This window comes from Sphingobium sp. UBA5915 (genome assembly GCF_002431195.1).
GTDB lineage: Bacteria > Pseudomonadota > Alphaproteobacteria > Sphingomonadales > Sphingomonadaceae > Sphingobium > Sphingobium soli.
In genome coordinates, this window is the sequence record NZ_DJDV01000098.1 from 20,257 (window position 1) to 45,832 (window position 25,576).

At 62.2% G+C, this 25,576-nt stretch carries 23 protein-coding genes; 9 read left to right on the forward strand and 14 right to left on the reverse strand.

Translation table 11 applies throughout. The annotated features are described in order from the left end of the window. Window positions 1-167: 167 nt before the first annotated feature. The 8 genes from B2V90_RS17205 (at window position 168) to B2V90_RS17240 (ending at window position 10,364) form a co-directional block, all read left to right on the forward strand. Entirely contained in the window at window positions 168-2,507 is a 2,340-nt protein-coding gene (locus tag B2V90_RS17205) for a TonB-dependent receptor (RefSeq protein ID WP_286867942.1), read from the forward strand. 18 nt (window positions 2,508-2,525) lie between these two features. Further along, on the forward strand, window positions 2,526-3,668 hold the full coding sequence (locus B2V90_RS17210; RefSeq protein WP_286867940.1) for an NAD(P)-dependent alcohol dehydrogenase: 1,143 nt from the start codon (window positions 2,526-2,528) through the stop codon (window positions 3,666-3,668). Further along, window positions 3,665-5,080 carry an aldehyde dehydrogenase family protein gene (locus tag B2V90_RS17215; protein WP_286867938.1) on the forward strand — a complete coding sequence of 472 codons (1,416 nt, stop codon included), beginning with the start codon at window positions 3,665-3,667 and terminating at the stop codon, window positions 5,078-5,080. Before B2V90_RS17210 ends, B2V90_RS17215 begins: the two co-directional genes overlap by 4 nt. 20 nt (window positions 5,081-5,100) lie before the next feature. Further along, window positions 5,101-6,405, forward strand: coding sequence for a cytochrome P450 (locus tag B2V90_RS17220; RefSeq protein WP_286867936.1), 1,305 nt, complete (start codon window positions 5,101-5,103; stop codon window positions 6,403-6,405). Between the two features lie 36 nt (window positions 6,406-6,441). Beyond that, the gene (locus tag B2V90_RS17225) at window positions 6,442-7,713 is read left to right on the forward strand and encodes an NAD(P)/FAD-dependent oxidoreductase (protein WP_286867934.1); all 1,272 of its coding nucleotides are present in this window, start codon (window positions 6,442-6,444) and stop codon (window positions 7,711-7,713) included. Window positions 7,714-7,773: 60 nt separating this feature from the next. After that, entirely contained in the window at window positions 7,774-8,487 is a 714-nt protein-coding gene (locus B2V90_RS17230) for an alpha/beta fold hydrolase (RefSeq protein ID WP_030541365.1), read from the forward strand. Between the two features lie 591 nt (window positions 8,488-9,078). Next, window positions 9,079-9,660, forward strand: a complete 582-nt coding sequence (locus B2V90_RS17235) for an RNA polymerase sigma factor (protein WP_030541366.1) — start codon at window positions 9,079-9,081, stop codon at window positions 9,658-9,660. A gap of 239 nt (window positions 9,661-9,899) precedes the next feature. Continuing rightward, on the forward strand, window positions 9,900-10,364 hold the full coding sequence (locus B2V90_RS17240; protein ID WP_286867931.1) for a helix-turn-helix domain-containing protein: 465 nt from the start codon (window positions 9,900-9,902) through the stop codon (window positions 10,362-10,364). A 27-nt stretch (window positions 10,365-10,391) separates the two neighbouring features. Here the strand turns inward: B2V90_RS17240 and B2V90_RS17245 are convergent, their stop codons facing one another. The 6 genes from B2V90_RS17245 to B2V90_RS17270 all read right to left on the reverse strand — a co-directional run bounded on the left by B2V90_RS17245 (window position 10,392) and on the right by B2V90_RS17270 (window position 13,824). Beyond that, window positions 10,392-10,760 (reverse strand): hypothetical protein, encoded by a 369-nt coding sequence (locus tag B2V90_RS17245; protein ID WP_237751525.1) that lies wholly within the window; start codon window positions 10,758-10,760, stop codon window positions 10,392-10,394. Window positions 10,761-10,847: 87 nt separating this feature from the next. Continuing rightward, window positions 10,848-11,762 carry a HEPN domain-containing protein gene (locus B2V90_RS17250; protein ID WP_286867929.1) on the reverse strand — a complete coding sequence of 305 codons (915 nt, stop codon included), beginning with the start codon at window positions 11,760-11,762 and terminating at the stop codon, window positions 10,848-10,850. A gap of 18 nt (window positions 11,763-11,780) precedes the next feature. Then, the gene (locus B2V90_RS17255) at window positions 11,781-12,233 is read right to left on the reverse strand and encodes a type II toxin-antitoxin system VapC family toxin (protein ID WP_030539345.1); all 453 of its coding nucleotides are present in this window, start codon (window positions 12,231-12,233) and stop codon (window positions 11,781-11,783) included. Beyond that, on the reverse strand, window positions 12,230-12,526 hold the full coding sequence (locus B2V90_RS17260) for a type II toxin-antitoxin system Phd/YefM family antitoxin (RefSeq protein WP_030539346.1): 297 nt from the start codon (window positions 12,524-12,526) through the stop codon (window positions 12,230-12,232). The genes B2V90_RS17255 and B2V90_RS17260 overlap by 4 nt, the downstream gene beginning before the upstream one ends. A gap of 95 nt (window positions 12,527-12,621) precedes the next feature. Next, window positions 12,622-13,167, reverse strand: coding sequence for an RES family NAD+ phosphorylase (locus B2V90_RS17265; RefSeq protein WP_293922474.1), 546 nt, complete (start codon window positions 13,165-13,167; stop codon window positions 12,622-12,624). 21 nt (window positions 13,168-13,188) lie between these two features. After that, window positions 13,189-13,824, reverse strand: coding sequence for a hypothetical protein (locus tag B2V90_RS17270; protein WP_030539348.1), 636 nt, complete (start codon window positions 13,822-13,824; stop codon window positions 13,189-13,191). Window positions 13,825-13,940: 116 nt separating this feature from the next. Here B2V90_RS17270 and B2V90_RS17275 point away from each other — a divergent pair, with 116 nt between their 5' ends. After that, window positions 13,941-14,417 carry a hypothetical protein gene (locus B2V90_RS17275; RefSeq protein WP_286867925.1) on the forward strand — a complete coding sequence of 159 codons (477 nt, stop codon included), beginning with the start codon at window positions 13,941-13,943 and terminating at the stop codon, window positions 14,415-14,417. On the opposite strand, the gene B2V90_RS17280 is transcribed toward B2V90_RS17275, so the two are convergent. From B2V90_RS17280 to B2V90_RS17315, 8 genes are read right to left on the reverse strand one after another with little or no spacing between them, the layout of a single operon-like run. Continuing rightward, on the reverse strand, window positions 14,414-18,181 hold the full coding sequence (locus tag B2V90_RS17280) for a conjugal transfer protein TraG N-terminal domain-containing protein (protein ID WP_286867923.1): 3,768 nt from the start codon (window positions 18,179-18,181) through the stop codon (window positions 14,414-14,416). The two genes, B2V90_RS17275 and B2V90_RS17280, sit on opposite strands and share 4 nt — an antisense overlap. A gap of 12 nt (window positions 18,182-18,193) precedes the next feature. Next, complete coding sequence (locus B2V90_RS17285; RefSeq protein ID WP_286867991.1) at window positions 18,194-19,615, reverse strand: conjugal transfer protein TraH; 1,422 nt, start codon at window positions 19,613-19,615, stop codon at window positions 18,194-18,196. A gap of 54 nt (window positions 19,616-19,669) precedes the next feature. Beyond that, on the reverse strand, window positions 19,670-20,245 hold the full coding sequence (locus tag B2V90_RS17290; protein WP_286867989.1) for a hypothetical protein: 576 nt from the start codon (window positions 20,243-20,245) through the stop codon (window positions 19,670-19,672). Then, a complete protein-coding gene (locus B2V90_RS17295; RefSeq protein WP_286867987.1) occupies window positions 20,245-21,081 on the reverse strand; it encodes a conjugal transfer protein TraF in 837 nt (278 codons plus the stop codon). The genes B2V90_RS17290 and B2V90_RS17295 overlap by 1 nt, the downstream gene beginning before the upstream one ends. 53 nt (window positions 21,082-21,134) lie before the next feature. Further along, complete coding sequence (locus B2V90_RS17300) at window positions 21,135-21,740, reverse strand: S26 family signal peptidase (protein WP_286867921.1); 606 nt, start codon at window positions 21,738-21,740, stop codon at window positions 21,135-21,137. Then, window positions 21,712-22,569: a type-F conjugative transfer system pilin assembly protein TrbC gene (locus tag B2V90_RS17305; protein WP_286867919.1), complete on the reverse strand. Its 858-nt coding sequence runs from the start codon at window positions 22,567-22,569 to the stop codon at window positions 21,712-21,714. The genes B2V90_RS17300 and B2V90_RS17305 overlap by 29 nt, the downstream gene beginning before the upstream one ends. After that, window positions 22,541-23,665 carry a conjugal transfer protein TraN gene (gene traN / locus B2V90_RS17310; protein WP_286867917.1) on the reverse strand — a complete coding sequence of 375 codons (1,125 nt, stop codon included), beginning with the start codon at window positions 23,663-23,665 and terminating at the stop codon, window positions 22,541-22,543. The genes B2V90_RS17305 and traN overlap by 29 nt, the downstream gene beginning before the upstream one ends. Further along, the gene (locus B2V90_RS17315) at window positions 23,662-25,518 is read right to left on the reverse strand and encodes a hypothetical protein (RefSeq protein ID WP_286867985.1); all 1,857 of its coding nucleotides are present in this window, start codon (window positions 25,516-25,518) and stop codon (window positions 23,662-23,664) included. The genes traN and B2V90_RS17315 overlap by 4 nt, the downstream gene beginning before the upstream one ends. Window positions 25,519-25,576 lie beyond the last annotated feature (58 nt).

Genomic DNA, 25,576 nt, shown 5'->3' on the forward strand with positions numbered 1-25,576 from the left:
GAGTTCGCACAATCTGGCGTGGTCCTACCAAATGTGTTTTGATAAATATCAATGGTCGTATAAAGCTTGGCGCAGAGTGATTCGCGCGCCAGTCTGGCGGCGAAGAGGCAACAGAACCTCAAGACCAATGGGAGGGATAAATGGGTAAATCTGCAGTTCGAAATATCATGCTCCTGGGCACCGCGATCGGTGCCCAAGTCGTTTTGCCGCATAGCGCTCGAGCGCAAACTGTGAGTGAACAGCCCCCCGCAACCCCTGATACGAGTGCATCGGACGGCCAGCCCGAGGCTGCGGACATCGTCGTGACAGCCAACAAGCGTTCTCAGACCCTGAGGGACGTTCCAATGTCGATCACCGCTGTGGGAGGCTCGGAACTTGCCAGCAAGGGCATCAACAACGTGGCGGATCTGGTAAAGATCACGCCCGGGTTGAGCTATGTCGAAAGTGGCAACTCGGTGCCCGTATTCTCGCTGCGTGGCGTGGGTTTCTTCGATACCGCGCTTGGCGCGCGCCCCACCGTCAGCGTCTATGTCGATGAAGCGCCGCTGCCGTTCTCGATCATGACCGCGGGCGCGGCTTTCGACCTCGAGCGCGTAGAGGTCCTCAAAGGGCCGCAGGGAACGCTTTTTGGACAGAATGCGACCGGCGGCGCGATCAACTATATTGCGGCTAAGCCCAAGAGCGAACCGGAAGCCGGCGTGACGGCGAGCTATGCGCGCTTTGGCACTTTCGATGCAACGGGCTATGCGACTGGCGCTCTCACCTCGACACTCAACGCCCGGATCGCCGTGCGAACGGTCCAGGGCGGCGCCTGGCAGCGCAGCTACACGCGTGATGACAAGCTGGGAGACCAGAATTTCACGCAAGGACGCTTTCTGCTTGACTGGCAGGCAAGCGAGAAAGTGCGCTTCGCGCTCAATCTCAACGGCTTTGTCGACAAGGGTGAGACGCAGGCCGGTCAGTTGATCGGTATCGCGGCGACCAGACCGCAGTCGCTTGGCGTGGTGCCTCTCCTCACCAGCTATCCCGTTTCGCCATCGAATGATCGGGCGGCAGACTGGAATGCCGACCAGGGCTTACGGCGCGACAACCGGTTCTATCAGGCCTCGCTCCGCAGCGAGATTGAGATGTCGGATGATTTCACGCTGACCTCTCTCACCTCCTATTCGGACATGCGCATCAGGCAGGTTGTCGACCTTGATGGCACCGCGCTCAGCAACGCGCTTGGCCGCATCAAGGGCAATGTTTCGTCCTTCTTCCAGGAGGTGCGGATCACCGGCAAGACTGGCCCCTTGGAAAGTATCTTTGGCGTCAACTATGCCCACGATCGCTCGAACGAGGATGATATCTTCGAATATCCGTATTCGACTGCGTCACAAGCGCTGCTGCCGACAGCTCTGTTCACCGCGACGAGACCAACGGGTACGCAAGTCTTCGACACGATGGCGGTGTTTGGTAATGCGGACCTGGCCGTCACTGACCAGATCACCTTGCATGGCGGTGTCCGTTACACCTTGGCCGATCTCGACTACAAGGTCTGCACGCGTGCGGCCAATCAGGCCGCGGCCGATGGTCAGACGGCCCTTTACAACCGGCTTCGCGCCGCGCGCGGATTGGCGCCGATTCCGGCGATTGCGGTCGGTCAATGCACCTCGCTCGATGCAACGATCACTCCCGCCCAGAAGGTGGGGTCGTTCGATCAGGACAATATATCCTGGCGCGCGGGCGTTGACTTCAAGCCCAGTGCACGCACGTTGATCTACGCCAATGTCAGCCGCGGCTACAAGACGGGCAGCGTCCCGGTCACCGCCGCAACGAGTCTCGCGCAGCTCGGACCTGTCAGTCAGGAAACGGTGCTGGCCTATGAAGCGGGATTCAAGGCCTCGCTGTTCGACCGGTTGGCCGAGGTGAACGGCGCGGTCTTCTACTATAAATATAGCGACAAGCAGGTGAAGGGCCGTATTCTCACCAATCCCAATATTCTCGGGCCCATCGAGGCGCTCGTCAATATTCCAAGGTCGAAGATCACCGGCGCCGAGGCTCAACTGACCCTGCGACCGGCCCGCGGACTTATGCTGACTGCAGCGGGAACCTATATCGACTCCAAGGTCACGAGCGACTTCCCCAACTATACGATCCTTGGGACGCTTCAGAATTTCCGGGACGATGCGTTCCCCTATACGCCAAAATGGCAAGTGGTGCTGGACGGAGAATACCGTATCCCCGCAAGCTCCTCGGTCGATGTCGTTCTTGGCGCCAACTACAATTATCGCACCAAGACGCGCGCCGGGTTCGGTGACGAAGACGCGCTCAAGATCGACTCCTATGGATTGCTAGACCTGCGCGCCGGCATCGAAGCCCCCGACGGCAAATGGCGGGTGCAGGCTTTCGGGCGCAATGTCACCAACACTTACTACTGGACCAATGTCGCCAAATATTTCGACGTGGTGCGCCGTCTCGCCGGGCAGCCGGCGACCTACGGTGTTCAGGTTGGGTATAAATTTTAACAAGACGGAAAGACGGGAATGCTGCAGCAGGATCATGATCATCTCGTAACCCGGGCCGCCGTCGTACGCGAACGCGGCGGCCCCTTCCGGGTCGAGGATCTTCGCATCAGCCTGCCGGTTGGCGACGAGGTGCTCGTGCGCATCCTTGGCGTGGGGATCTGCCACAGCGATGTTGCGGCTTGCGAGCAGCAGCTTCCCGTACCGATGCCGATCGTGCTTGGGCATGAAGGATCGGGTATCGTCGAAGCGGTAGGACCCGAAGTCACCCATGTGAAGGCCGGCGACCGGGTCGTGTTGAGCTTCATGTCCTGTGGCCATTGCCCGTCGTGCGATGACGATCAGCCCGCCTACTGCAATTCCTTTGGCACTCTAAACCGATCAGGCGTCAGACCCGACGGGAGCATGCCTTTCAGCTCCGGTGAAGGCGAGGTCTATGGCTTCTTCTTTGGCCAGTCGAGTTTCGGGACTCATGCTTTGGCGCATGCCCGCAATGTCGTCCCAATTCACCGGGACGATGTCCCGCTTGCCCTGCTTGGACCACTGGGTTGCGGGATACAAACCGGAGCGGGCGCCGTCATGCATGTGTTTAATGCGGGCGAGGGCGCCAGCCTGCTGGTTTCGGGTGGGGGATCAGTCGGCTTGGCAGGAGTTCTCGCTGCTGTCGCGCGCGGAGTTGCGATCATCATCCTGAGCGAACCCAATGCGGCGCGGCGCGCGCTCGCCCTTGAGCTTGGGGCGACGCATGTCATCGATCCTGTCAGCGAGGATCTGACGGCGCGGGTGCAGGCGATCTGCCCCGGCGGCGTTCAGTTCGCGCTGGACACGACGGCCCGGGGCGATGTCATCGAGCAAAGCTTTGCTGCCCTTGCCCGCCGAGGAACTTTGGGACTGGTAGGCGTCCCAAAGGATCCGGCAACGACCCTTGGCGTCAATATCCTGTCGCTGCTCGGCCGAGGCATCACCGTTCGGGGGATATGCGAAGGTGACAGTGATCCCCAGACATTCATCCCGGAGATGATCGATCTCTACAAGGATGGCCTTTTCCCCTTCGATCGCCTGATCACGACCTATGATTTCGAAGATATCGAGCAGGCTATCGCGGATCAGAAGAGCGGGAAAAGCATCAAGCCCGTCCTGCTCAACAAAGGTCAAAGCGCGTGAACGACTATGCAATGCTCATTGACGGGGCGTTGCGCGCCGCGTCGGACGGCGGCGTGATCAGCGTCGTCAATCCTGCCAGCGAAGCCGAGCTTGCCAAGGCGCCTGACGCTACCGAGCAGGATCTGGGCGATGCAATCGGTACGGCACGCGAAGCGTTTCCCGCCTGGCGGGATACACCTTTGGCGAAGCGGCAAGCGCTCGTCGTAACGATGGCCGATAAAATTGCCGAACATGTCGATACCCTGGCGGCGATCTTCACCGCCGAACAGGGGAGGCCCATTGCCCTGGCGCGCGGGGAGATCCTGAACGCGACAGCGTTCATGCGGGCGATCGCGGCGCTGTCACCCCCTGTCACCATTTTGACGGATGACGCGGAACGACGCGTTGAGGTCCATCATGTGCCGTTGGGCGTCGTCGCAGCGCTCGCGCCCTGGAACTTTCCCGTGATTCTGGCGCTCTGGAAAGTCGCGCCGGCGCTCGTCGCTGGTAATTGCGTGGTCCTCAAACCTTCTCCGTTCACGCCGCTCGTGATGCTCAAGATCGGTGAGCTGGTGCGCGACATTCTCCCGCACGGTGTATTCAACGTGATCAGCGGCGGAGACCGCCTGGGCCCTTGGCTCACCGCTCACCCAGGGATCGACAAGATCAGCTTCACCGGTTCGACCGCGACCGGTCGCAAGGTCATGGAAAGCGCTTCCAAAACGCTCAAGCGGGTTACCCTGGAGCTTGGTGGAAACGACCCCGCCATCGTGCTGGCGGACGTCGATGTGGACGAGGTCGTCCCCAAACTTTTCTGGGGCGCCTTCCGCAATAGCGGTCAGATTTGCATTGCGGCCAAGCGGATCTACGTCGAGGATCCTATCTACGATCGCTTTCGCGACGCCATGGCTGATTTTGCCGCCTCGGTGCGCCTCGGTGATGGCAGCGTAGCCGATACAGAGCTTGGCCCTGTCCAGAATGCCGCGCAGTTCGCAAGCGTCAAGGCGCTCATCGCGGATAGCCGAGACCAGGGATATACGGTGATCGCTCCCGAATTCACGGCGCGAACGGGCTATTTCATTCCTCCCACGCTCGTCGATAATCCTCCTGATGATAGCCGGATCGTGCGGGAGGAGCCGTTCGGGCCGGTCGTTCCCCTCCTGCGATTCCAGTCGGTCGAGGAGGCTGTGGCCCGCGCGAATAACAGTGAATATGGGCTGGCGGCTTCGGTCTGGACCAGCGATCTCGATCGAGCATCGGAAATCGCAGCGCAGCTTGAATGCGGGACGGTCTGGATCAACGAGATCCAGTATCTGCGCCCGGAACAGCCTTTCGGGGGGCATAAGCAGTCCGGCCTGGGGGTCGAAGGCGGTCTCGACGGCCTTCTGGAATACACAAATGCCAAGACGATCGTGACGCGGCGTACAGCCTGAAGAGACGCGGAGAAAGAAACATGGAAACGCAGAGTGTATTGAACAGGGCGGCTCCGCGCATCCCTTCCGAAATCGCGGAGAATGTCGCGAGTTCGAAGGCCTATAGCGAGTGGACGCAAATCCATGAGGATCTTGCCTGGCTTCGGCGTGAGATGCCGCTCGGTCAGGCCCACCCCGAAGGGTTTGATCCTTTCTGGGTGGTCACCCGGCATGCCGATATCCAGGAAATCGGCCGGCAGCCGCAGCTCTTCCTCAACACCCGGCATCGCAAGGTGCTCATCAACAAGAAGACCGAGCAAGCGCTGAGGGCTCCTGCGGCTCCCGGTGCGCCTGCTCCGGTCAATTCGCTTGTGTCGATGGATGCGCCGGAACACGGGATTTTCCGGCGCCTTACGTTCGGTGATTTCGCGCCAAAAGGGATCAAGGGTCTCGACGAGCAGATCAGGCGGATCGCCCGCGAGTCCGTCGGGGAAATGCTCAGCCACGGATCGCAGTGCAATTTTCTTGACGATGTGGCGCTGCGCTATCCGCTTCGGGTCATCCTCGAGCTTCTCGGGCTGCCGCGCACGGATGAAGACCGGATGCTGCGCATGACGCAGGAATTCTTCAATCCGCAAGATCCCGATTATAGCGATGCGAAGACCGCCGCGACGCGGGCAGGAAGCGCAATGTCCTACGAAGCGGTTGCCCGCCTTGGCGATTTCTTCAATGCCCTGACGGACGACCGGCGTGCCAATCCGCGCGAAGATGTGGCGACTATCATCGCTAACAGCAAGATAAATGGCGAGCCTATCTCTCACTGGGACGCGGCAAGCTACTATATCACGATCACAACTGCGGGCCATGATACAACCTCGTCTTCCACGGCCGGCGCTGTGTGGGCGCTCGCCGAGCGGCCGGACGTCTTTGCGGCGGTGAAGGCGGATCGTGACCTCATCCCGGGACTTGTCGATGAAGCGATCCGCTGGACCAGCCCCATCCTGCATTTCATGCGGACCGCGACCCAGGATTATGATTTGAGTGGCCAGCAGATTCGGGCAGGCGACTGGCTCATGCTTTCCTTCCCTTCCGCCAATCGGGACGAAGCGGTCTTCGACGATCCGTTCGTATTCAGACCGGACCGTAAACCCAACCCGCATCTGGCTTTCGGGTATGGCGCCCATGTCTGCCTCGGTCAGCATCTGGCCCGGATGGAGATGCGGATATTCTTCGAAGAGTTCTTCGATAGGATCGAGGCTCTCGAACTCTCAGGTACGCCGCGCCGGACGATTTCGACATTCGTCGGCGGGGTCAAATCGCTGCCGATCCGCTTCGCGGCGGCGTGAACGATCCTGGAAGATGCAGTGGGCGACAGGTGCGGGATGACTGAAACGGTAAACGCGAGCTATGACGTGGTCATCGTGGGTGGCGGGCATGCCGGCGCACAAGCCGCCATTGCACTACGGCAAAGGAAGTTCACGGGCACGATCGCGATTATCGGCGACGAAATCTATCCGCCCTATGAACGTCCGCCCTTGTCCAAGGATTATCTGGCGGGCGCCAAGAGTTTCGAGCGGATCCTGATCCGTCCGGAGAGCTTCTGGAGCGAACGCGTGGTTTCGCTGCTGCTTGGAAAAACAGTGGTCGGCGTGCAACCGGACGCTAGGCACGTCGAACTCGCAGACGGTCAACGGATTGGTTATAAGCATCTGATATGGGCCGCTGGCGGTGCCCCCCGGCGGTTGAACTGTCAGGGCGCAGATTTGGGCGGCATCCATAGTGTTCGCTCGCGGGCCGATGTCGACCGAATGATTGCCGAGTTGCCCGGAGTGGAGCAGGTCGTCGTGATCGGGGGCGGCTATATTGGACTGGAAGCCGCTGCCGTCCTTTCCAAGTTCGAAAAGGCCGTAACGGTTCTTGAAGCCCAGGATCGTGTCCTCGCCCGCGTCGCGGGCGAACCGCTTTCGCGTTTCTACGAGGCAGAGCATCGCGCGCACGGCGTCGATATCCGATTGGGGGTCGCCGTTGATCGTATCGAAGAGCGGGACGGGATGGCGAGCGGCGTGCGGCTTGCTGATGGAACTCTGCTCGCATGCGACATGGTGATTGTGGGGATCGGCATCTTGCCAACCGTGCGTCCGCTGATCGATGCCGGGGCTGAGGGAGATGTGGGCGTTCGGGTCAATGAATATTGCGAGACCAGCCTGGATGACGTCTATGCGATCGGTGATTGCGCCACACATCGCAACTCCTATGCGGATGGCGCCCTCATCCGCCTCGAGTCCGTGCAGAACGCCAATGATCAGGCTCTCACCGTTGCAAAGCTGCTGACCGGGACACGCGATACCTACGACGCAGTTCCCTGGTTTTGGTCGAACCAGTATGATCTTCGCCTGCAGACCGTTGGGCTCTCCACTGGTTATGATGAGGTGGTGACGCGTGGGCGCAGCGCAGACCGCGCTTTCTCGCTCATCTATCTGCGCGAAGGTCGCGTCATCGCACTCGACTGCGTCAATAGCACCCGCGATTATGTGCAGGGCAGAGCGCTCGTGGTCGAGAGAGCGGCCATCGCTCATGGTATTTTGTCTGACCCCGCTTTGCAGTTGAAAGACTTGGCTGTGGACAGGCGCGCGGCCGGCTTGCCATTAGGATAATGACGCCTGCACGAACTGTTTAGAATTCGTTGAATCCTGCGCGTAGTTTTGGAGATTTGCTTGACGACCTACATTCTGGTGTCGGGTGCGTGGCACGCGGGTTGGTGCTGGGAACGCGTGGTTCCGCAACTCGAAGCTGGCGGGCATCGCGCCATCGCCCCGGACCTGATCGGCATGGGGCAAGACCATACTCCTCTGTCGACCGTGACTCTAGCGAAATGGGCCGACCAGATCGCGGCTATCATTCGAGAACAGGATGAGCCGGTCGTTCTCGCAGGGCACAGCCGGGGCGGCATCATAATCAGTGAAGTAGCGGAGCGGGTGCCTCAGCACATCGCTACCTTAGCCTATTTGGCTGCGTTCCTTGTTGAATCTGGCGAAACCCTCATGTCGACCGCTACCAAGTTGCCGCGCGAACGCCCGGTGGAGATATCGATAGCGCAGGAAGGCGGAACGACGCTTGTCCGGCCCGAGGCACTCGATGCGACCTTCTATAATATGACAGAAAGCGCATGGGTCGATCGCGCCCGATCTCTTGTAAGCGCCGAACCCATGGCTGCCTTTACAACGCCGCTAAGTCTCACAGATGAAAAGTATGGCTCGGTCAAAAGAGCCTATATCGAATGTATTAACGACTATGCGATACCTCTGGCGCTGCAACGCATCATGCAGGACGCTCTTCCTTGCTCGCCGGTCTTTACCTTGGAGACCGACCACTCTCCCTTCTATTCCGCCCCTGATGAGCTATCCGCCTGTTTGCAGAAAATCGGTTGAGTGGCCGATCATTCTTATATCGAACGGTTCTCGATTCCAATACCAAAACTAGGCGAACACCGTTGTTTGCGACAATGTTTGGAAAGGGATGTTGGTCCTATGGCGAGCACAAACCTATCAATGGGTGACGAGGAGGCGGGAAGCGCTGCTCGAACCATCCCGTGGATTTTTCTCTCAACATGTGAGGAAACAAGAAAAATAGCGGCAGGTTTTCGCGCCGCGTTTAGAGACGCTGCGTGACATTTATTCTGCAAGCAATTTTTGGCCGATGTGCGGCTGAGACGCGGCCGCGCATTTTTCATAAACTTGAATGGCATGAAGGCGGCGTACTATCTCAATCGGCATGATCGCTGTTGTCAATTCGAGTTCAGGCAGGCGGATAACAACCACTGTCTGAGTGTAGCACGAGGCGCGGCAGTTCAGCACTCCGCAGAGCGTGTGGCACATCCGAACCTTGCTCCAATCTGGAGTTCGTTCACTCCTTCACTCTGGCGGTCGTCGGTCGCAACTCACGGCAGGCACCTCTTCGCGCCTTTCGGGGTATTGGAAATTCGGCTCCCGAAGCGGGGCTCGCTAGCGCCCGGAAGGCAAATGATTGACGACTCGGAACCACTCAAGCCTCCACCGGCAAACGAATTCGACGCTTCGCTCCACGAGTCTGGCCAAAGCCCGGTTCAACAACTTCTTGCACTTCTCGAGATTGAATATGCGACGCTGCTGGCGCGCCTCTCGGCGCATTTCCGGTCCCCCGAGGCCGCAGCCGAGGCGCTCCACGACGTCTATGTGAAGTTGCGGGCGGATCCGTCCATCGGTGATCTCCATAGCCCGCGCTCCTACCTCTATCGGATGGCTGTCAATCTCGCAAAGAACAGGAGTCGGAGCGACTGGCGCACGGTGCATAAGGACGATGCTGAGCTATCCGAATTTCCGGATGGCGCGCCGGACCAAGAAGCCGTCGTCTTGGCCACGGATGAAATGAGCCGAGCTTTGCAGGCGCTTCATGCCCTCCCGATCCGGCGGCAGGCGATATTCCTGGCCAAGTGGCGCGACGAGAAAACGCAAGGCGAGATTGCCGCCGAGTTCGGCTTGCACAAGCGCTCAGTTCAAAAGGAGCTCGCTCGCGCGGAGAAATATCTCAGGAAGGTCCTGCGTCGTCCCAGGCAGCCCCTCTGACGGGGCCACGCTCCTCGAGCGATTGATCGGCGATCCATGTGAAGCGGCCCTACACCGAACCCAGACAAAAAGTGGGCCGCCTTTTGGTTCGCCAATGTGTCTCCCCATGGGAATAGTAGGGCTTCCTCCTTCGAGCGCGCTCCGGCTTACGCCGATGTGTCTCATGGTGGTGGCCGAAGAGGTAGGGCGCTGAGGTTCCCGGCGCAAACCATCTGCCTCGCAACCCATTGGGGGTCGCCATGGCGGCTTTTGAATACGCGGACGCGAGCGCGATGCCGTACGCTCGGCTGGCGCAGACTAATAAACAATCGGTGCCGGTCGGACGGCAGAGGCATTTCGAGGCGCATCGAGCAGCGACAAGCAGCCGACCGATGCTCGCCCCCTGGCAAGTCAGCCTGGCCATGCGCACGATGCGATGCAACCTCGGCAGCGCAATCTCGATTTCGGAAATCGCGTCCTTGTGCCGGTTGTCGCTTTGCTATTTCGTGCGAGCTTTCAGGAACACGGTAGGGATCGCACCCTATGCCTGGTTCGTGCAGCAGCGCATCGTGCGCGCAAAACGCCTCCTGGCCGATACCGCGCTGCCCCTGGTGCAAGTCGCTCTCGAATGCGGATTCTCCGACCAGGCTCACTTCACCAAGGCGTTTGCCAAAGCCTCCGGCATCACCCCTGCAAAATGGCGCCGTCAGACCTGCAGGTGCTGAACTTCAATAGCGCGCGCGGCATGTCCCTCAGTCCTTGTTTTCGCCTTTCGCTTCTCGAGCAGCCGCACGACGATTAGCGAAGGCGAGCAGGGCAGGGTCATGCTCGGGCCGATTCCAGCGCGCGGAATCCCGCAGAACCACCACATCTTCAAGGTGCGTGAGGAACGTGTAGACCTTGTTGACGATGTCGATCATCAACGCCTTCATCTCCGCATCGGAGATTCGAGAGGTTTGCACCCAGGGAATCTCGCCATAGGGCGTGACCACCTTCACATCGCTGAAATCGCCGCTGAGGCTGTCCGGCACGGTGCCGGCGTGGATGTCCTCCAGCCGGGTATTGCGGACACAATGCTCGACGAGCGCCAGAGCGACCCTGCGCATTGCTTCGTCAGGCACTCTCTCTTCGGGCATAAATTCCTCCGGCCTGCCGAATAGGGAGCGTCGGTCCTCTCAGCCAATCCGAGAGGGTATCCCGATGCTGGTCTAAAGCGGCGCGCGCAGCTCTGACAGCCTCTCCTGGCAGAGTTCGTTGACGATCGTGCCAAGCACCTCAACGCGCTCGGAGAGGTATGCGAACTCCTCCTCCGTCATCTTGAAATGCTCGGAATGCCTGGCTTTCACATAGGCGTCTTTGAGCTTGTTGAAATACGCTTCCTGCTTGCGGGTCTCCCTCGGCCAGGCCTCGACGAGGCGCGCAGAAATCTTCTCCGCGCGCGTCCGGAGAAATTTGAGGTTGTGGCTATAGGGAGTGTAGAAGGTGTAGACGAGCAGAACGCAGTAATAGAGGCGCTCGCACGCCTGCTGGAGGTTATAGGCTGCGTCGGGAAATTGCTTGTTGTCGTAGAAGAACTGAAAGCCCATCCGCGAGGATACGGCCAGCTCAAACCACTGATCGAAATAAGCTTTCGCCATGTCATAGGCTTGCTGCGGCGTCTTGGGCCTGGGCTCGTGCAGTTCGCTGTTGTCGACCTGATACAGGGCGATGCCGTCGCGCGCGATGTCCATGAAGAAATATCGGCCATGGGCCAGACCGTCGTTCACCTCCTGCAGAGTGTGGACGATGAAATTCACGGGCGCCGTCAGTCGATGCAGGATTGACCACTCGCGATCCAACCGGTCGGCGGCTTTCTCCCAATATTCGATCCTGTCCGTCAGCTCCTTCTGATTGACGATGATGAGCAGATCGTAATCCGATTGATAGCCTCTCTTGGTGTAAGGCTCATCGACCCATCCGCCGGTCGCATAGGAGCCGAAGAGGATGACCTTGAGGATGCGGCCAAGCTTGCGCGGCCCGGTCGGTTCGCCAAGCGCATCTTCGAACTCCTCGAACAGGATTCGAACGATCCGATCGAGATCGCGCCGCTTGTTTGCTGGAAGGTGATCGAGTTCGGTTTTCATCGTCTCTTGTCATTCGGGTCAGGTGAGCGGGAAGCGCGATGGCTCGTCTTCCCAGGGATTGAAGATCACGGCGCCGCTGTGCCGCGTATCCTTGATGTTGCGCGTCACGAAAAAGAGGTCGTGCTCGATCGCGGTCGCGGCGAGCAGCGTGTCGATCACCGGCGGGGCCTGTCCCGTCCGTCGCTTCACCTCACCCGAGATGGCGCCCCAGCGGTAAACGATGGCGTCATCGACGGAGAGCAGCCGGTCGCTGAAGCGCTCCGCGAGGGCGCCGCGCGCTGCGATATAGCGCGAACGATCCGGATGGTCTGGCTCGAGATTGTGAATGCCCTTGTCATACTCCGCGAGTGCCAGAACGCTTAGGAACATCCGGTGTTCGGGTTGCGCCGTTGCCCATGCCTTGACGCTCGGCGCACCGTTCGGGTTCGCCAACGCGGATACGATATGAGTGTCCAGCAACCAGCCTATCACAAGGTGGCGTCCCGCCCGCGGTCGATCTCCCGCTCAAGGTTGAGGCCGTCGAGCCCGAGGCTCTCGAGGAACGGAACGAACGCCGGTTTGCCCGCATCCTTGGGCAGCAGCCGGTCCAGTTCATCGACGCTCATCACCACCACGGCCTCCCGACCGCGAACAGTGACGCGCTGCGGTCCCTCGCTCTGGGCGCGCCTGACGACCTCGCTGAACCGGGCCTTTGCATCTTCGAGTTTCCATGTGCCGCCCGAACCGGACTTGCCACGTTGTCCCTTGCGAATGGCCGTGCCCATCTTGCATTCTCCTGACTAGCTAGTCAGACATAGCTTGCCAGCCCTGGGTCTGCAAGCGGGTCGAGAGGTTTTGGATGGATTGCCAGCGGTCCGCGTCAGGGCTCGACATAAGTTTTTCCGAAATGGCCAGCGAGCGAAGCTGCCTCGGCAGGGCCAATGACCAAATCGTGCCTTGACCCGAGCTTGATCGCTTCGGCCGCCCGGTCGAAGATCGCCACGCAACGCTGATTGTCGAAACGGGACGTGTAAAGGATGCCGTCCGCCGACGTGGTCTCATGAATGACCCGGCTTACCTCCCGGGTTTTCACGTATACATCGCCGTGAAGCTCCGTGAATGAGAGCCCATGGGCTGAGACACCTGAGTCCAGGAGCGGGTAAAGTCTCAGCGCCCGTGTGGGCACCAACTCGCTGTGCAGGCGACTTTGGACTGCGGTTGAGGTGATATGGGGAATCGCCGGCAAGCGGACCAGAGTTTCGCCGAACGCCGTTTCGAGCGATCGTGCGGCATACAGAACCTTGTAGCTGCCATCGGGCGCGTCGAAGCGCGCGACCGGCGCGTCATCGAGCGGACCGAAAAAGATCGCATTGTGACCCCTGCGATGGATTCTATGAAGACGTGCGCCGGCGTTGATCCGGCGCAATAGCGCAGCCGCCATGTTGGGTCAGGACGTCCACGCTGTCGCGAGGGCGACCAACTGGCGAACCGTCTCCTGATCGGGCCTGCGCCGCAAGATTTCGAGCGCGGTTTCCGGCTCGCCGCCAAATCCTTCGAGCGGGGTGGTAAGCAGCATCAGCTGTTCCCAAGGGTTGGTGTCGTCAAACGCCTCGAGCACCCGTTTGAGATGCGGGACCGTCTCACCATTGATAAACTGCGCGGCGGGAAACCGATTTTCGGAACCATAGGGCACGCCAAGGATCTGACGCCGTTGCCTCTGCTTTTCGATCGCCGCAACGGAGACGCCGAGCATTTCCGCGACATGGGGGCGATCGAACATCCCGCCAGCACGCGTTGCCATGTCCTCGCGAAATTGGCCAGTCCGCTCGCGCGCCGCTTTGAGCGCCTCCAGATCGGCCGGCGCTTCCGGCGCGATGTCTCGCGGTGCGACGACCAGGGCATGGCGCAAATCATGAGAGCCCACGATGTCTGCCAACGTATCATCGCTTGCGGACTCCACCGCTTTGGCGATGGCAAGCGTGAGCTTCTCCAAGGCCTTTCGGCGGAGCGTGTCGGTTCCGGAAACGATCCGACGAGTGGTCGGTCGCCGATCCGATTTGACGATGGAGGCGTTGCTGGCCATGTCTGTCCTTCCTGTCCCAACAATAGGGAGTTTGACAGGGAAGACAAGGCTTCTCCGTCATTTTCTGATGACGGTTGATCTCGAAGATGCTAAGGGCAAACCGAAAGGATTTCCCGGTGGACGCTCCCATCGACGAACATCAGGTGGAAAGCGCCGCTGACCTGCCGAAGCTGTCAAGGTGGCTCTGGCGGCCATGGTATGCGAAATTTTGGTGGTCCGCCATTCCGGTCTGGTGGCTGGGAATGGCTGCCGTGACCCGCAGCCCTATGCTTGCCGCGTTTTACGGCGGTGCTCTGGCCGGCTATCTGAATGTCCTGTTCTTCCCGATGACGGCGCTCATGGTGCTGGGCGTCGGCTATGTGCGAGAGCGCCTGGATGAGTTCGTTGGATCGGGCGATGGAAAACCTCTGACCGATGAAGAGGAGGAAGCATTCCACGCAAGACGCAGGCAGGAAGAGGATCATCGCTTTCTGGATAACATCGGGAAGGGAACCGACATGTTCGACCCTCGCTCGGGACCCCTCTGGATTGGAAACCCTTTGAATCCGCTCAATGCAGGGTACATCAATCCGCATACAGGCAAGCACCTCTAACGCTTTTTGAAGCTGCTATCGCCGTCGCCAGGACTGCCGGCGATATCCGTAGAGAAGCTGCCCTTCGCGAGAACCGAGTTCTGTTCCAAGGACGTCAGCGGTCCGGTGATGTCGAACGTGGCGCGCCCATTGTCCGCGTCCTGGAGGTAGCGATTGCGCATGCCTTCGCTACCCAGGATGCGGTTCGACAATTCGCGAGAGAAAGTCGCTTCGGGATTGTTGGAGCGGGCAGCGGCCCGCTCGGCAGCCGCAATGGAATCGCGCACGTCATAGTTGACGATATCGAGCGAAGACTGAGCGGTCTCGCTGGTGCTGCCCGTATCGCGGCTTTCAAAGCCGACTTTGGCTCCGAAATGCCCTCCCGTGGTACGGTCCTTCCTCTCAATGGGTCCTTGCGGAGCCTGCCGCCCGCGACCCACAATGTTAGCGCGCCCGCCAGACGTTTCGGTATCGGTGACCCCGACGGAGCGGCCCACATCGATGCCTACATTGGTTCCCATTGCGACTTGGTCCTGCGCCGATCGTGACAGGCTCCTCTGCCAGCCGGTCTGGGCCATGATCGCCTGAACATCGCGCTGGAGGGTGTCGGCTACCTGCGGCTTCAGGCGCCATTCGCCCTTGCGGTCCATCTCGAACCCGCCGCGCAGCCAATTGGCAAGCATAGCCTGGCCTTCCGCGCCGCCGCCCATGAAATTCTCGATCGTATCCGGGCCCGCCTGCTTCCCAGCCTCGAACCGGGTGCTGGTATCGCTGCGCGCCGACCGGCTGAAATCCGTTCCGCTGGAGACGAGAAGGTCGTTGTGCGCAAAGCTGAAGCGGGCATGCCCGCCATTCGCGATCGCACCGAGCTGGCTCTCATTGATGAGGCCGGCCTTCCACATTGCACCCGCCGTCTCAGGAGTAAGGTTGAGGCTGAGGTCGCCATTCTGATCCATCGCGATCTGCCGCCTCGACAGCTTGATGCCGTTTTCGGCCAGCAGGTCTTGCATCCGGGTCAGCCGTTCCCGGTCGACGATCGAGGTCAGGCGCTCGTTCCGGGCGCGGTCGGCGATACCCCCGGCGCCACCTTCGGCCATGTCGACCTGATTGCCCGCGGTGCGACTCAACGCCTGGATGAAGCTGTCGAGCCGGGCTGCCTCGCGCGTCGAGACACCGGCGGCGGCAGCGCCCTCGGCATAACCGAAATTCTCCGACTGCCGCCGCTGCTCGCCGATCCGCGCTGCGCCTCGCGTGCCATCGGTCCCAACCTCACGCTGCGCATCGAGCTTGCCGGAACGTTCGGCAAAATCGTAGCCGGCCGCCTCGCTGGTCCGGCCATAGATGCTCGTGCCTTCGCGGGCAGCCTCGGCGCTGGCACCATCGGCGGTCCCGACCTGCACAGCGGCATTGTAGCGCTCGAGCGCCCCCACGACCTGCGCCTCATTCCTACCCGTGGCGCGCGAGAGCTGGGTGATGGCGGTGCTGCGGGCTTCGCCCGAAAGCGCGTTAATGAAGCCGACGCGGCGGGACGTTTCGTCGATCGAAAGACCGAGCATCGAGGCCGCCTCGCGCTGGCCCTGGTTGGCGCCGCTACGCCATGCCTGTTCGGTTGCGACGTTCGCGCGCTCGACGCCCGCGACGTTGTCGCCAGCATAGTCGCGCCGCCCTTCCATCGCGCCGACCTGGACCTGCGCCGACGTGAGGTCGTTCCTCAGCATCTGCTCCTGTTCCCAGCTATTGGCGATGAGCTTGGCGAAGGTCGGATCGGCTTGGGCCTCGCCGATCACGCCCGACGCCTTGAGCTGCGCATCGCTTGTCGAGTAGCCAGCCCGCTCGTAATGCCGCGTCGCCGCCTGCATCATCATGCCGTAAGCCCTCTGATCGCCAAAGGCGCGCCATTGCACGAGGTTCTGCGAGAAGGCGGCGAACGCCTTCTCACCGGCTTCACCTTCCCCAAAATAGCCCGTACCAAGGCTTCGCAGGGCATCCTTCTCGGCGAACTGATGGATCGCTGTGGTGGCGGCATTGGCTTGCACGGCGCGCGCAACTGCTGGATCTGTCACGTCCCGGCCACCCAGAGCTGGGGCAAGGCTTCCCATCTGGCGGGAACCCTCGATGCCGCCGAGCGCCATTGCCGTCCCACCTGAGGTGCCAGGGCGCTCGCCAAGGATATGGCCTGCCTCGCCGAAGACGCGATTGGCACCGAAGGTCGATCGTTCCCCGAAATCCCCGAAGCTCGATGTCGCCGCGACGCGAGAGCGGGTGCCCAATGCCGAGGCCTGCGCCTCCAGCGCCGCCGCTTGTCCCTCGGCCGTACCCATTGGCGCGGCGGCGGCCGTGCCCTGACTGGCCACGCCGAGGGAGCCCGACGTGAAGGACGTGAACACATTGCCGCTGAAGCGGAACACGGTAAAGACGAACGCGCCGGCAAGTCCGGCGGCGGCCGTGCGGAAGCTGCCGAAGATCGCCAGCGCCTTCATCGCTGCCGAAGGGGCGAGTAGCCAGGCATTGGCCGCGAGCGCGTTTGAGCGCAGCTCCGCGAGGGTCGCCATCGCGCGGCCGAGCGTGAGCTGATAGATACCGGCGTCGATAACGCCCCAGAGCGCCACGAAGACGAACATGCCGAGCGCGAAGCTCGCGACCCGCAGATTGATCGGCGTCAGGATGAACAGGATGGCGATCGGGATCATGAACAGCATGATGCCGAACACGGTGGCGCGGATCGTCGGCATCCATTCGTTCGCCACCGACATGGTCGCAAGGCCGTTGGAGATGACGGCCCGATTGGCCATGACTCTGGCCGCACTCGCCGGCGAATCCTCGAACAGCACGTCGCCCACCGTGTTGCCGAGGAGGATGTGCGTCAGGAACGCCTGAGCGCTCAGCGGCCGCCCCAGCATCATCTGGCCCATTTCGCCTAGCTGCTCCCGGCACCGAACCATCTGCTGCGCATTCTCCGTGTCGTAGCCGGTCCGGGCGCAGATCTGCTTGGTGTAGCCATCAAACAGGACCGGATCCGAGAGGCGGTCCGAGATATGCGTCCACGCCTCGCTGCAACTGACCGTCGTGCCTCCCTTGTCGGCTTCGGTATAGACCGTCGAGAAGGTGGCGGGCCCGGCCATCGCCGCAAACGAGGCGGGCAGATCGGTCGAGGTTCGAAAGAGCTGGTCATCGTCCACGCCATAAGCGGCCGACACCCGCGCCACGGGATAGCATTGGCGCACATAGTCCTTGATCGTCGCATCCAGGAAGACGTCGGTCATCGGCCCACGGGGCGAAACGGCGTTCAGGAACAGGTCAAAACTGTGCCCGCCGGCCCCGAACTCGATCTTGGCATTGGGATCGAGCGTGTTGTCGTCGATCGTCTCCACCATCGCCCGCTCGATCATGTTGGTCGCGCCTGCGACGAGCACGAGGAGGTTGGGAACCCCGCCGACCGGCTGATAAGCGTTGCGCACCCGGTCGTAGACATGGACCGTGCCGGTTGTGGCGATAAGCCCGACAAACAGGCCGACACCTATGAGAATCTGAAACCCGAAGGCGACCAGCCCCATGCCGGACCCGCGCACGCTTGCGATGATCGCGCCGAGTCCGATCCCGACCGTTGCGACGATCATCACCAGCGTCTCGTAGCGCGGATCTCCGAAGATCATCGAGACCAGGCGGAAGGCGTCCACTGTCTCGGCAAAACCGTCATAGGTGTGGAAGCTCGTTTCGACCGCCAGCGCGGGCGAGGCGAGGAAAAGGGCGGGGAGGGCGGCCAGAGGCCTAGCAAACCGACGCATCGCGGTCCGATCCTATTGATTACGGGCCGCAGCGCCGGCGGCGTCGCGGGCATCGCGGTCGCGTTCGCGCAGGAGCCCCGCGTAATTGGCTGAGAGGTTGGCCTGGTTGAGCGCGGCCATGTAGCTTTGGCGCATCTGCGCGCGCTGGCGCAGCACTTCATCCCTGAGATCGCGCAACTGCTCGATGCCCTTGGACAATATTCGCGTCTGGCAGACGTTTTTGTTGTTACCGTCGGTTGACCCCGCCACCGTCGCCCCGCGCTCGGCGTTCGTCACCGTGAAGTCGATACTGCGGGTGAGGTCGTTGAGCATCTGATAGGCGAGCGTGAGCGCAACCAGTTCGTCCGTGTCGCCGATCACCGAGTCGACGACGCCCTGGCGCACGCCCCATTCGAGCATCCGATAGACCGGCAGCGTCCGGACATTGGCCACGAACTGCCGCTCCTCGGCCGACAAGGCGGCACGCGTGCGGATCTTCGTGGCGATCGACTGCATGCGCTCCCGCGCCAGAACGAGCGCTCCCCGCCCGCTGCCGTCCTGCCCGCAGTCGGCGCCGGTCGGCGGGAAATTGAGCGTGCGGCGCTGGACGCGACCTGTCAGGAAATCTTGCGCGCTTTCAGTATCCTGCGCCGGGCACTGTGGAATGGCCGTGAAGAGTGGAACACGGTCGCCGTCATCCCAGCGCATATAGACGTCACCGACCCGCGCACGCATCACGCTCGCCCAGTCGCTGGCACCGACCCGCTGCGCGGCATGGGCGAGAAGCGAGCCGGTGCGGAAGATCTCCGTCACCTCCGCCGGGCAGTTCGCGAGCGCGTCCTTCAGATCCTCGGTGGGATTGTTGTTGTTGGCTTCGATTCTCTCGCGGCTCTGCTGATAGCTCTTGGCGAACCCTTGCTTGACGGAGCGATAGCCGGTCATCTCCTCAATGATGCCCGACATATTGTCGTCGCCCTTCGCAATCTGGACCATGCGGTTGGCGAGCCGGCAATCGTTGACCTGGATCGAGTTCAGGAAATTCGTCGCCGCTTCCATCTTCGAGATGATGTTGCCCATTTTTTCATCGAGCGTTTCCAACAAGTATTGAAACGCGACCGCCGGCGCCGCCTGTAGAATGCTCTCGAGCTTCTGGACCAGATAGTCCGGATCGAGGAACGACATGCCACCAAGGAACATGTCGATGCCGCCGCAGCCGGCGCGGACCTTGGGCAGGCTGACCGACATGAGATAGTCGTTGTGGACGTCGACGCGGCCCGACATGCCACCGGCCGTGATGTAGCCGCGCGTCTGGTCCTCGAAGCTGCCCGGGGAGGTATAGGTCACATTGTCGAACCAGCTCTCCGCCCAGCTCTGCGCGTGAGCGGGAGCCGCGGCAACGATCGTCGCGAGAAGGGCGATCAGCGAACGGACGATAGTGCGATGGCAAACGAGCATGGCGGACTCCGCACGATTTGGGATGACAAAGAAAAGGACCGAGTCCGCCATTGCTCAGCGCCTTCCTGAACGGGTCGCCGGCAGCCCCACGATGCCGGTGAACTTGGACATGGCCCGGACGCCGACGTCGGGCCTCACCCCCGTCAGCATCTTCGAGGCCAGATAGAGATTGCGGGCCAGATTGGCCGAATGGTCGGTGCCGATCGCCACCGGCACAACGCGCGTGTCGTCGCCGACCGGCCTCACCCAGGCGACCGGATGTCCGACCCAGGGCAGTCCGAGACGTCCCGATCGGATCATTGCTTCCTGGCCGCTGATCGTGTGTACCCGCCAGCCATAGCGCGTTCCCAGAGCCGTCAGCTTGGTCCAGAGGTCGCCACAGGGCACGCAGCCGGGGGTTGTCGTCATCTCGATCATGAACGCGGCGCCGTGTCCGCGCAGAGTCGCATTGAAGTCATCGGGAAAGTCCCGCGTTATCGGAACCCGCGAGAGCCACGCCTGCAAGGTCTTCGCGTCGCCAACCGGGTGGATCGCGGCCCGCATGGCGTCGTCGCGCGTCACGATCTGCGCCGCCGCAGGGCCCATGCCGATCACGAGGCCGGGGATTCCGAGGAGAATGAGACCGCGCATCATCGCCTCGGCTCGCTGGAGGCTTCCACGAGATCGCCGCCCAGAGCCCTCGGGTCGCTCGCCGAGACAGGGCCGTTGCCCAGCGCGTCGAAGAAACCCGCGTCCTCGCCCGGGCCGGTCATGAACTGCTCCGGGCGGATTTCGCCGCGCAGGAGACGCACCGCCTGATAGGCCATCTGCGCGAGGTTGGGATAAGCCTCGACGCCCGAGGCAATGATCATGCGCTGCTGGCTACCTCGCCGGATGACCATCGTCGTCGGTGTGATTTCTACTCCAAACCGCTCCCTGAGATCGGGCCGCTTGTCGATATCCATGAGCGTGACCTGCCAGCCCACCTCTTCCTGAAAACGCTGGATGATCGGCCACTGGACACGGCAATAGCCGCAGGTCGAACGCGAGAACATGACGAGCGCGAACTCGCCGGCATGGGCGCGCAGATAGGACCGACGAATGGCATCCTTCTCGGCGGTCAGCTCGGAACGGGCGTCACCGACCATCGGGTTCGCGGACTTCGAGTTGAGTTCGGGATATCGCAGCATTGCGATCTGGGTGACGCCCGCGAACGCTCGGGCCTTTCGCCGCGCGAAATCCTGGAGCCGCCAGAAATCCGCGACGGCATCGACCGTCAGCACGGTCGCTGCATAGTCACGCTGCTCCTCGATGAGCTTGCGGATCTTTGGCGGCGTCCAGGTCGCAAGCTCAGCCATGGGCGGGATGACCGGCTTCGCGAGCGCCTCCGGCTCCTGCCTCTCATCAGCCTTGGGCTTAGGGGCCTCGTACCACCAATAGCCTTGGTGCGGCCCCGACGTTTGGCCGGCCGTCTGCGCGCCTGCCATCGCCGGGAGCAGAAGCGCGCAGGCGACGCCGGCCGCGGCGAGTCTCCCCCCGCTCACAGGATGCGCTCCATCCGGGTCAGTCGCGCGATCGGCAGGAGTCCGAAATAGCGACTGTCGAAGCCGCGGGGATGCGTCGAGCCGACATAGACCATCCCGGCGGGAATGATCCCGCTCCACCTCATATGGTCGAGCTTCATCCCATTATGGGCTTGCGGAAGGCTGACGCCCAGCAGCTCCCCGTTGCAAAAATAGTGACCGTCCCTGCTATGCGGGACCAGAGGTGACGGCGTCTCGAACATCGTCAGGCGGTCGCCCGCCATGCAGAGCGCGTGCTTGGTGACGGACACCGGGTTCGGCCCGGCGATCGGATGATGAAGCGTGAACATGACATAGTCGCCGCGGGCAATCGGCCCCGGGCTCTTGCGCACCGCGAGGGCCTCGATCGACGGCGTCATGACCAGATTGACCTGCGGCACGACGAGCGCCGCGATCAGAGCAACCGGCAGGACGACGATCATGGCGCGCAAGAGCCGCTCGGGCCGTGCCGGCTGCTCAGGCCCCGGCGCCCCAAGCGCAATCGCCGCCTTGCGAGGCAATCGGCGCAGACGCGGCCACAAGCCGGCGATCGCCCTAGCGAGCGCCCAGAAGAGCCTGAGCATGGCTTACCTCCTCCTTCCCGCCGAGGCGGGCATATTCTTCGAACATTCCGGAAAGCGCGCTGTCGCCGAAGACGACATGGGTCGCGCGCGGGCTTTCATCGTCGCGCTCGCAATAGGCCTGGGTCGGATCGCCGGGGATCATGGCGAGCGCCGGGACCTGGGCGATCCCATGCTGGCGAAAGACGATCGGGTCGATGATGAGCTGGACGTCGCGCATTACGCAGTTCGGCCCCTCGCAGCCGGGATTGAATCGCAGGATCTGAGCGGTCAGCTTCGCCATCGGACCCATTTTCCTGAGACCGCCCGGCACGCCGCGGAATGCCATCACACCGCGGACCTTCTCGAGCTGGACTGCGTAATTGCGTAGCGTCGAGATCGGCATCGATGAGGACACGAACAGGACCGGGACCCAGCCCTTGGCAGCGGCTGCCGGGTTCGCCTTGGCGAGCGCCTGCTCTTCGGCAGGCTCAAGGCCCAGCGCCTGGCGGAGCGCTTTGGCCTGTCGCTCGCGTTCGGCCGCGAGGCTTGTCTCGCCGCGGGCCTGCGCGGCGCGAGCGCGTGCTTCCATGTCGGGCGCCGGGAGTCTCTTGTGCAGACCGTCGAACGCGCGCCTCTGGTCGGTGGGGTTGTCCGTGCGTGGAAGCCTGGGATCGGGCAGATGTGCCGCATCGTCCTTGCCGCGCGCGATCGCGCCTTCGAGCCGGTCCATGCTGGCCTGCCCCTGATCGGTGGCAGATTGCCGCGCGCTGTCCTGCGCGAGCGCGGCGGTGGCCGCGCCCAGCAGCACAAGAAGGGCGGCGCTATGGATTGACCGCTTTGAGATACGCATCAATGCGCTCCCCCATGTCGATTTGAATGTCGGATTGGGCGCGGGCTTCGATGTCCGCATAATATTCGGAGAGATCCATCTTGCTGAAATCGAGCGCCTGAAACTCTTCGGGCGTGAACCCTCGGCACATCGGCTTCTTGGCCGTGCCCCACAGATTGCCGTTGAAGGCTTTCAGCTGGGGGCGGCCCTGCTCCTGGATGATGCGGCCGAGCTTGGTGTTGAAGCAGCAATGGCCGCGGGCCTTCTGCAGGCACACCCCAAGGAAGCTCGAAGTGCAGTAGCTGCCGATCTCGTGGCACATGCCCGACGAGCGCAGCATCGCCGTCTCCATGTCCTGCTGGTCGCAGCCGGAGAACAGGAAATCGATCATGAAGTTGATCGCGAGACTGACGGCGAGCGAGGTCGGGTCGAGGCCGACAATCAGCGCATTGGCCCCCGAACTTGCCGCCTGGCTCGCGGTCGCGCCCGCCTTGAACGCCGTGTAGGCGGCCTTCATTCCGGTGAACACGCCCTTGGCCACCGCGATCTTGGTGCCAATCGACGAGATGGACGAACCCATCCCGTCCTTGACGATCTTTCCCTTGTCCTTGCAGCAGTTCGCGAAGGTGGTCGAAAGCCCGGCGGGCCGGCACCGGACCCCACGCCCCGAGAATATCTCGATCTTTCCCAGGCAATTGCCGTCGCCATCGATGCCGCCATCCGGCTCGGTGCCTGGATCGTCCATCGGCGGCTCTTCCACGATGGGGTTGGTCGCGAGATCCGCGCATTGATTGGGCGAGCACGCCGGGGGGCCGCCAGCAGCTTTCACAAGGCACGCATATTGCGGTCCGACCGGACAGCTATACTGGCCCATGGCGTCAGCGACGCAGTCGACCTCCTGGATCGGGCAGAGCCACGCGCCGCTGGTGGTGGAACGGCAGCTCGCCTGTTCGCCTTCATCGGCCGCATCGCCGTTGTTGTTAAGATCGGCCGCACAGATCTGTTGCGCCCGGGCGGCACTCGGGCAGGCGAGAGCGACACCCGCCCCGACCATCAGCGCGAGGGCCGCACCGCGCGGGTCCAGATACCAGTATCTCGTTGTCGGGAGGCCCATCATTGCACGCTCCCCGTGCAGACCATGTCGGCGCCGGCGAGACGCACCGTCTGCATCATCACCACCGCTTCGGGAAAATCGTCGAGGCATCCGCAGGCGGAGACAACCTCTTCGCCAGGACCTGCCGGGCATTGATTGTCAGCAGTGCAGGCGTGAAAGAAGGTGTCGTAGCCGGTCGGCACATTCTGTTTCGCGCCCACGACGCCATCGGGCGCTGCCTCGCTGTTGGCCTTGGGTGCGCGGGTCTTGCACACGGGCTCGCAGGCCGGCACCGAGCCGCGATCGGGAAGGGTGAAGGCCCGCGTCGATGTCGCGTAGCTTCCGTCGCTCTGGAGCGTCCGGTCGGCCAGCATCGTCTCGGTCGAATGGTCGATGATATAGGCGCCGCGGCTCATGTCGGGCTGCGAGATGTCATCGACCGCGCACCGGTAGGTGCGGTCCTTCAGGAAGAAATCGCGCGTGAGTTGTGTCGGGCAGCTCGGCCCGCCCAAAATGCGAGTCTGGGGGAGGGGGCGCAGCCCGGTCGCGACGCCGTTGATCCAGGTCTGCACACCATCGATCAGCTCGCTGTCGAGCTTGCATTGCGGATCGGAGGCGATCGCTCCGCAACCGTCGACGACCTGCTCCAGCGTCTTGCAGCTATTGTCGACGTCGACATGGACTTGCGCGAAGCCTTCGCCACCCGATGCGACTGCGACGCGCAGCCAGATCTCATGATCACCGGCGGTCAGATAGGGCCGTAGATCGAGGTTCGGGTAGGAATAGAAGGTTTTCTTGAGCTCGCATTTGCTCGGCGGAAGTCCGAGCGTGGTCCAGGCGGACGGACCCGAGCCGATCAGCTGCCCATCGATCCGCACCTGCGCCCAATCGTCGGCAAAGAACTCGGCAAGCCGTGCGTCGACGATGCGGTCGGGGTCGCTCACATGCAACGTCATGCGGAAGTCGATGAGCGTGCAGCTTCCGCCGGAGAGGCTGTTATCCGCCGGTGAGCCCATCAGGAAATCGAAGGACGAGCCGTTCTGTATCGTGGAATAGCCGCCCGAGGTTCGGCTGATGATATCCTGCGCGCCGGGCTTCAACACGGTCACCCGCCGCTCGATCGAGCAATGGCGATATTGGAGCGCGGTGCCCGTACCGGTCGCCGACCCCTTGAGCGCCTGGAACACGGAATTGCCTGTGGACGCGGCATAGGCATCCGACGCGATCGTTGCGGGATTGGCGCGATAGGCGGTCTGGGGAAGGTCGGGATTCGTGGAGCAGGCGGTGGATTGCGCTCCGACATAGCGGATCGACGGACCGTCGATCACGGCTTCGGCGACACCATAGCGCGGGTCGGCCGTCGTAAGCGCACCGATCATCCCTCCCCCAAGATCGCGCAGCACCGACGCCATGTTGCCCCATGCGAGGTTGGTGCCGCAGCTGTTGTTTAGGCAGTAGCAGCCCGCGAGCCTGGGCATGTCGACAGAGGTCAGCTTGAGCGCCGTTGCAGCGTCGACATCCCAGCGGAAGAAGCTGCAATTGTTCCAGGTGCCTGGCTCGCAGGAGACGACGCCATTCGCGCAGATCCCTGATACCGGCACGGGAAGGTTCGCCGTGCTGTCGACAGTCCCGTCGAGATCTGTGTCGCGCGCGATGGTGACCTTGCCGAGATCGCCGCTCGACGCCGGCTGCACCAGCACCTCCAGCATCGTCGCGGTTTTCTGGCACGCGATGTTCGGTGCGAACGTGCGACTGTTGTCGACGGTCGAAATCTGCTGACCGGCCAGTCCCGGCGTCACATAGTTCTGCTGAAGCGCGTCGCTATCGCTGGTCTTTGCGCGCGATGCTTCGGCGGCCGCGCGGGCGCGATCTTCCATCGTCTGCGCCCCGGCGGGCGACGTGTGCGAGATGGCCAGCGCGGTCGCCATGACGGAA

Bases quoted from the DNA above. Each gene is read 5' to 3' on its own strand.
- B2V90_RS17205 (WP_286867942.1), top strand. From the start codon at position 168: ATGCTCCTGGGCACCGCGATCGGTGCCCAAGTCGTTTTGCCGCATAGC.
- B2V90_RS17210 (WP_286867940.1), top strand. From the start codon at position 2,526: ATGCTGCAGCAGGATCATGATCATCTCGTAACCCGGGCCGCCGTCGTA.
- B2V90_RS17220 (WP_286867936.1), top strand. From the start codon at position 5,101: ATGGAAACGCAGAGTGTATTGAACAGGGCGGCTCCGCGCATCCCTTCC.
- B2V90_RS17225 (WP_286867934.1), top strand. From the start codon at position 6,442: ATGACTGAAACGGTAAACGCGAGCTATGACGTGGTCATCGTGGGTGGC.
- B2V90_RS17235 (WP_030541366.1), top strand. From the start codon at position 9,079: ATGATTGACGACTCGGAACCACTCAAGCCTCCACCGGCAAACGAATTC.
- B2V90_RS17240 (WP_286867931.1), top strand. From the start codon at position 9,900: ATGGCGGCTTTTGAATACGCGGACGCGAGCGCGATGCCGTACGCTCGG.
- B2V90_RS17250 (WP_286867929.1), bottom strand. From the start codon at position 11,762: ATGAAAACCGAACTCGATCACCTTCCAGCAAACAAGCGGCGCGATCTC.
- B2V90_RS17260 (WP_030539346.1), bottom strand. From the start codon at position 12,526: ATGGGCACGGCCATTCGCAAGGGACAACGTGGCAAGTCCGGTTCGGGC.
- B2V90_RS17270 (WP_030539348.1), bottom strand. From the start codon at position 13,824: ATGGCCAGCAACGCCTCCATCGTCAAATCGGATCGGCGACCGACCACT.
- B2V90_RS17280 (WP_286867923.1), bottom strand. From the start codon at position 18,181: ATGCGTCGGTTTGCTAGGCCTCTGGCCGCCCTCCCCGCCCTTTTCCTC.
- B2V90_RS17285 (WP_286867991.1), bottom strand. From the start codon at position 19,615: ATGCTCGTTTGCCATCGCACTATCGTCCGTTCGCTGATCGCCCTTCTC.
- B2V90_RS17290 (WP_286867989.1), bottom strand. From the start codon at position 20,245: ATGCGCGGTCTCATTCTCCTCGGAATCCCCGGCCTCGTGATCGGCATG.
- B2V90_RS17295 (WP_286867987.1), bottom strand. From the start codon at position 21,081: ATGGCAGGCGCGCAGACGGCCGGCCAAACGTCGGGGCCGCACCAAGGC.
- B2V90_RS17300 (WP_286867921.1), bottom strand. From the start codon at position 21,740: ATGCTCAGGCTCTTCTGGGCGCTCGCTAGGGCGATCGCCGGCTTGTGG.
- B2V90_RS17305 (WP_286867919.1), bottom strand. From the start codon at position 22,569: ATGCGTATCTCAAAGCGGTCAATCCATAGCGCCGCCCTTCTTGTGCTG.
- traN (WP_286867917.1), bottom strand. From the start codon at position 23,665: ATGATGGGCCTCCCGACAACGAGATACTGGTATCTGGACCCGCGCGGT.
- B2V90_RS17315 (WP_286867985.1), bottom strand. From the start codon at position 25,518: ATGGAAGATCGCGCCCGCGCGGCCGCCGAAGCATCGCGCGCAAAGACC.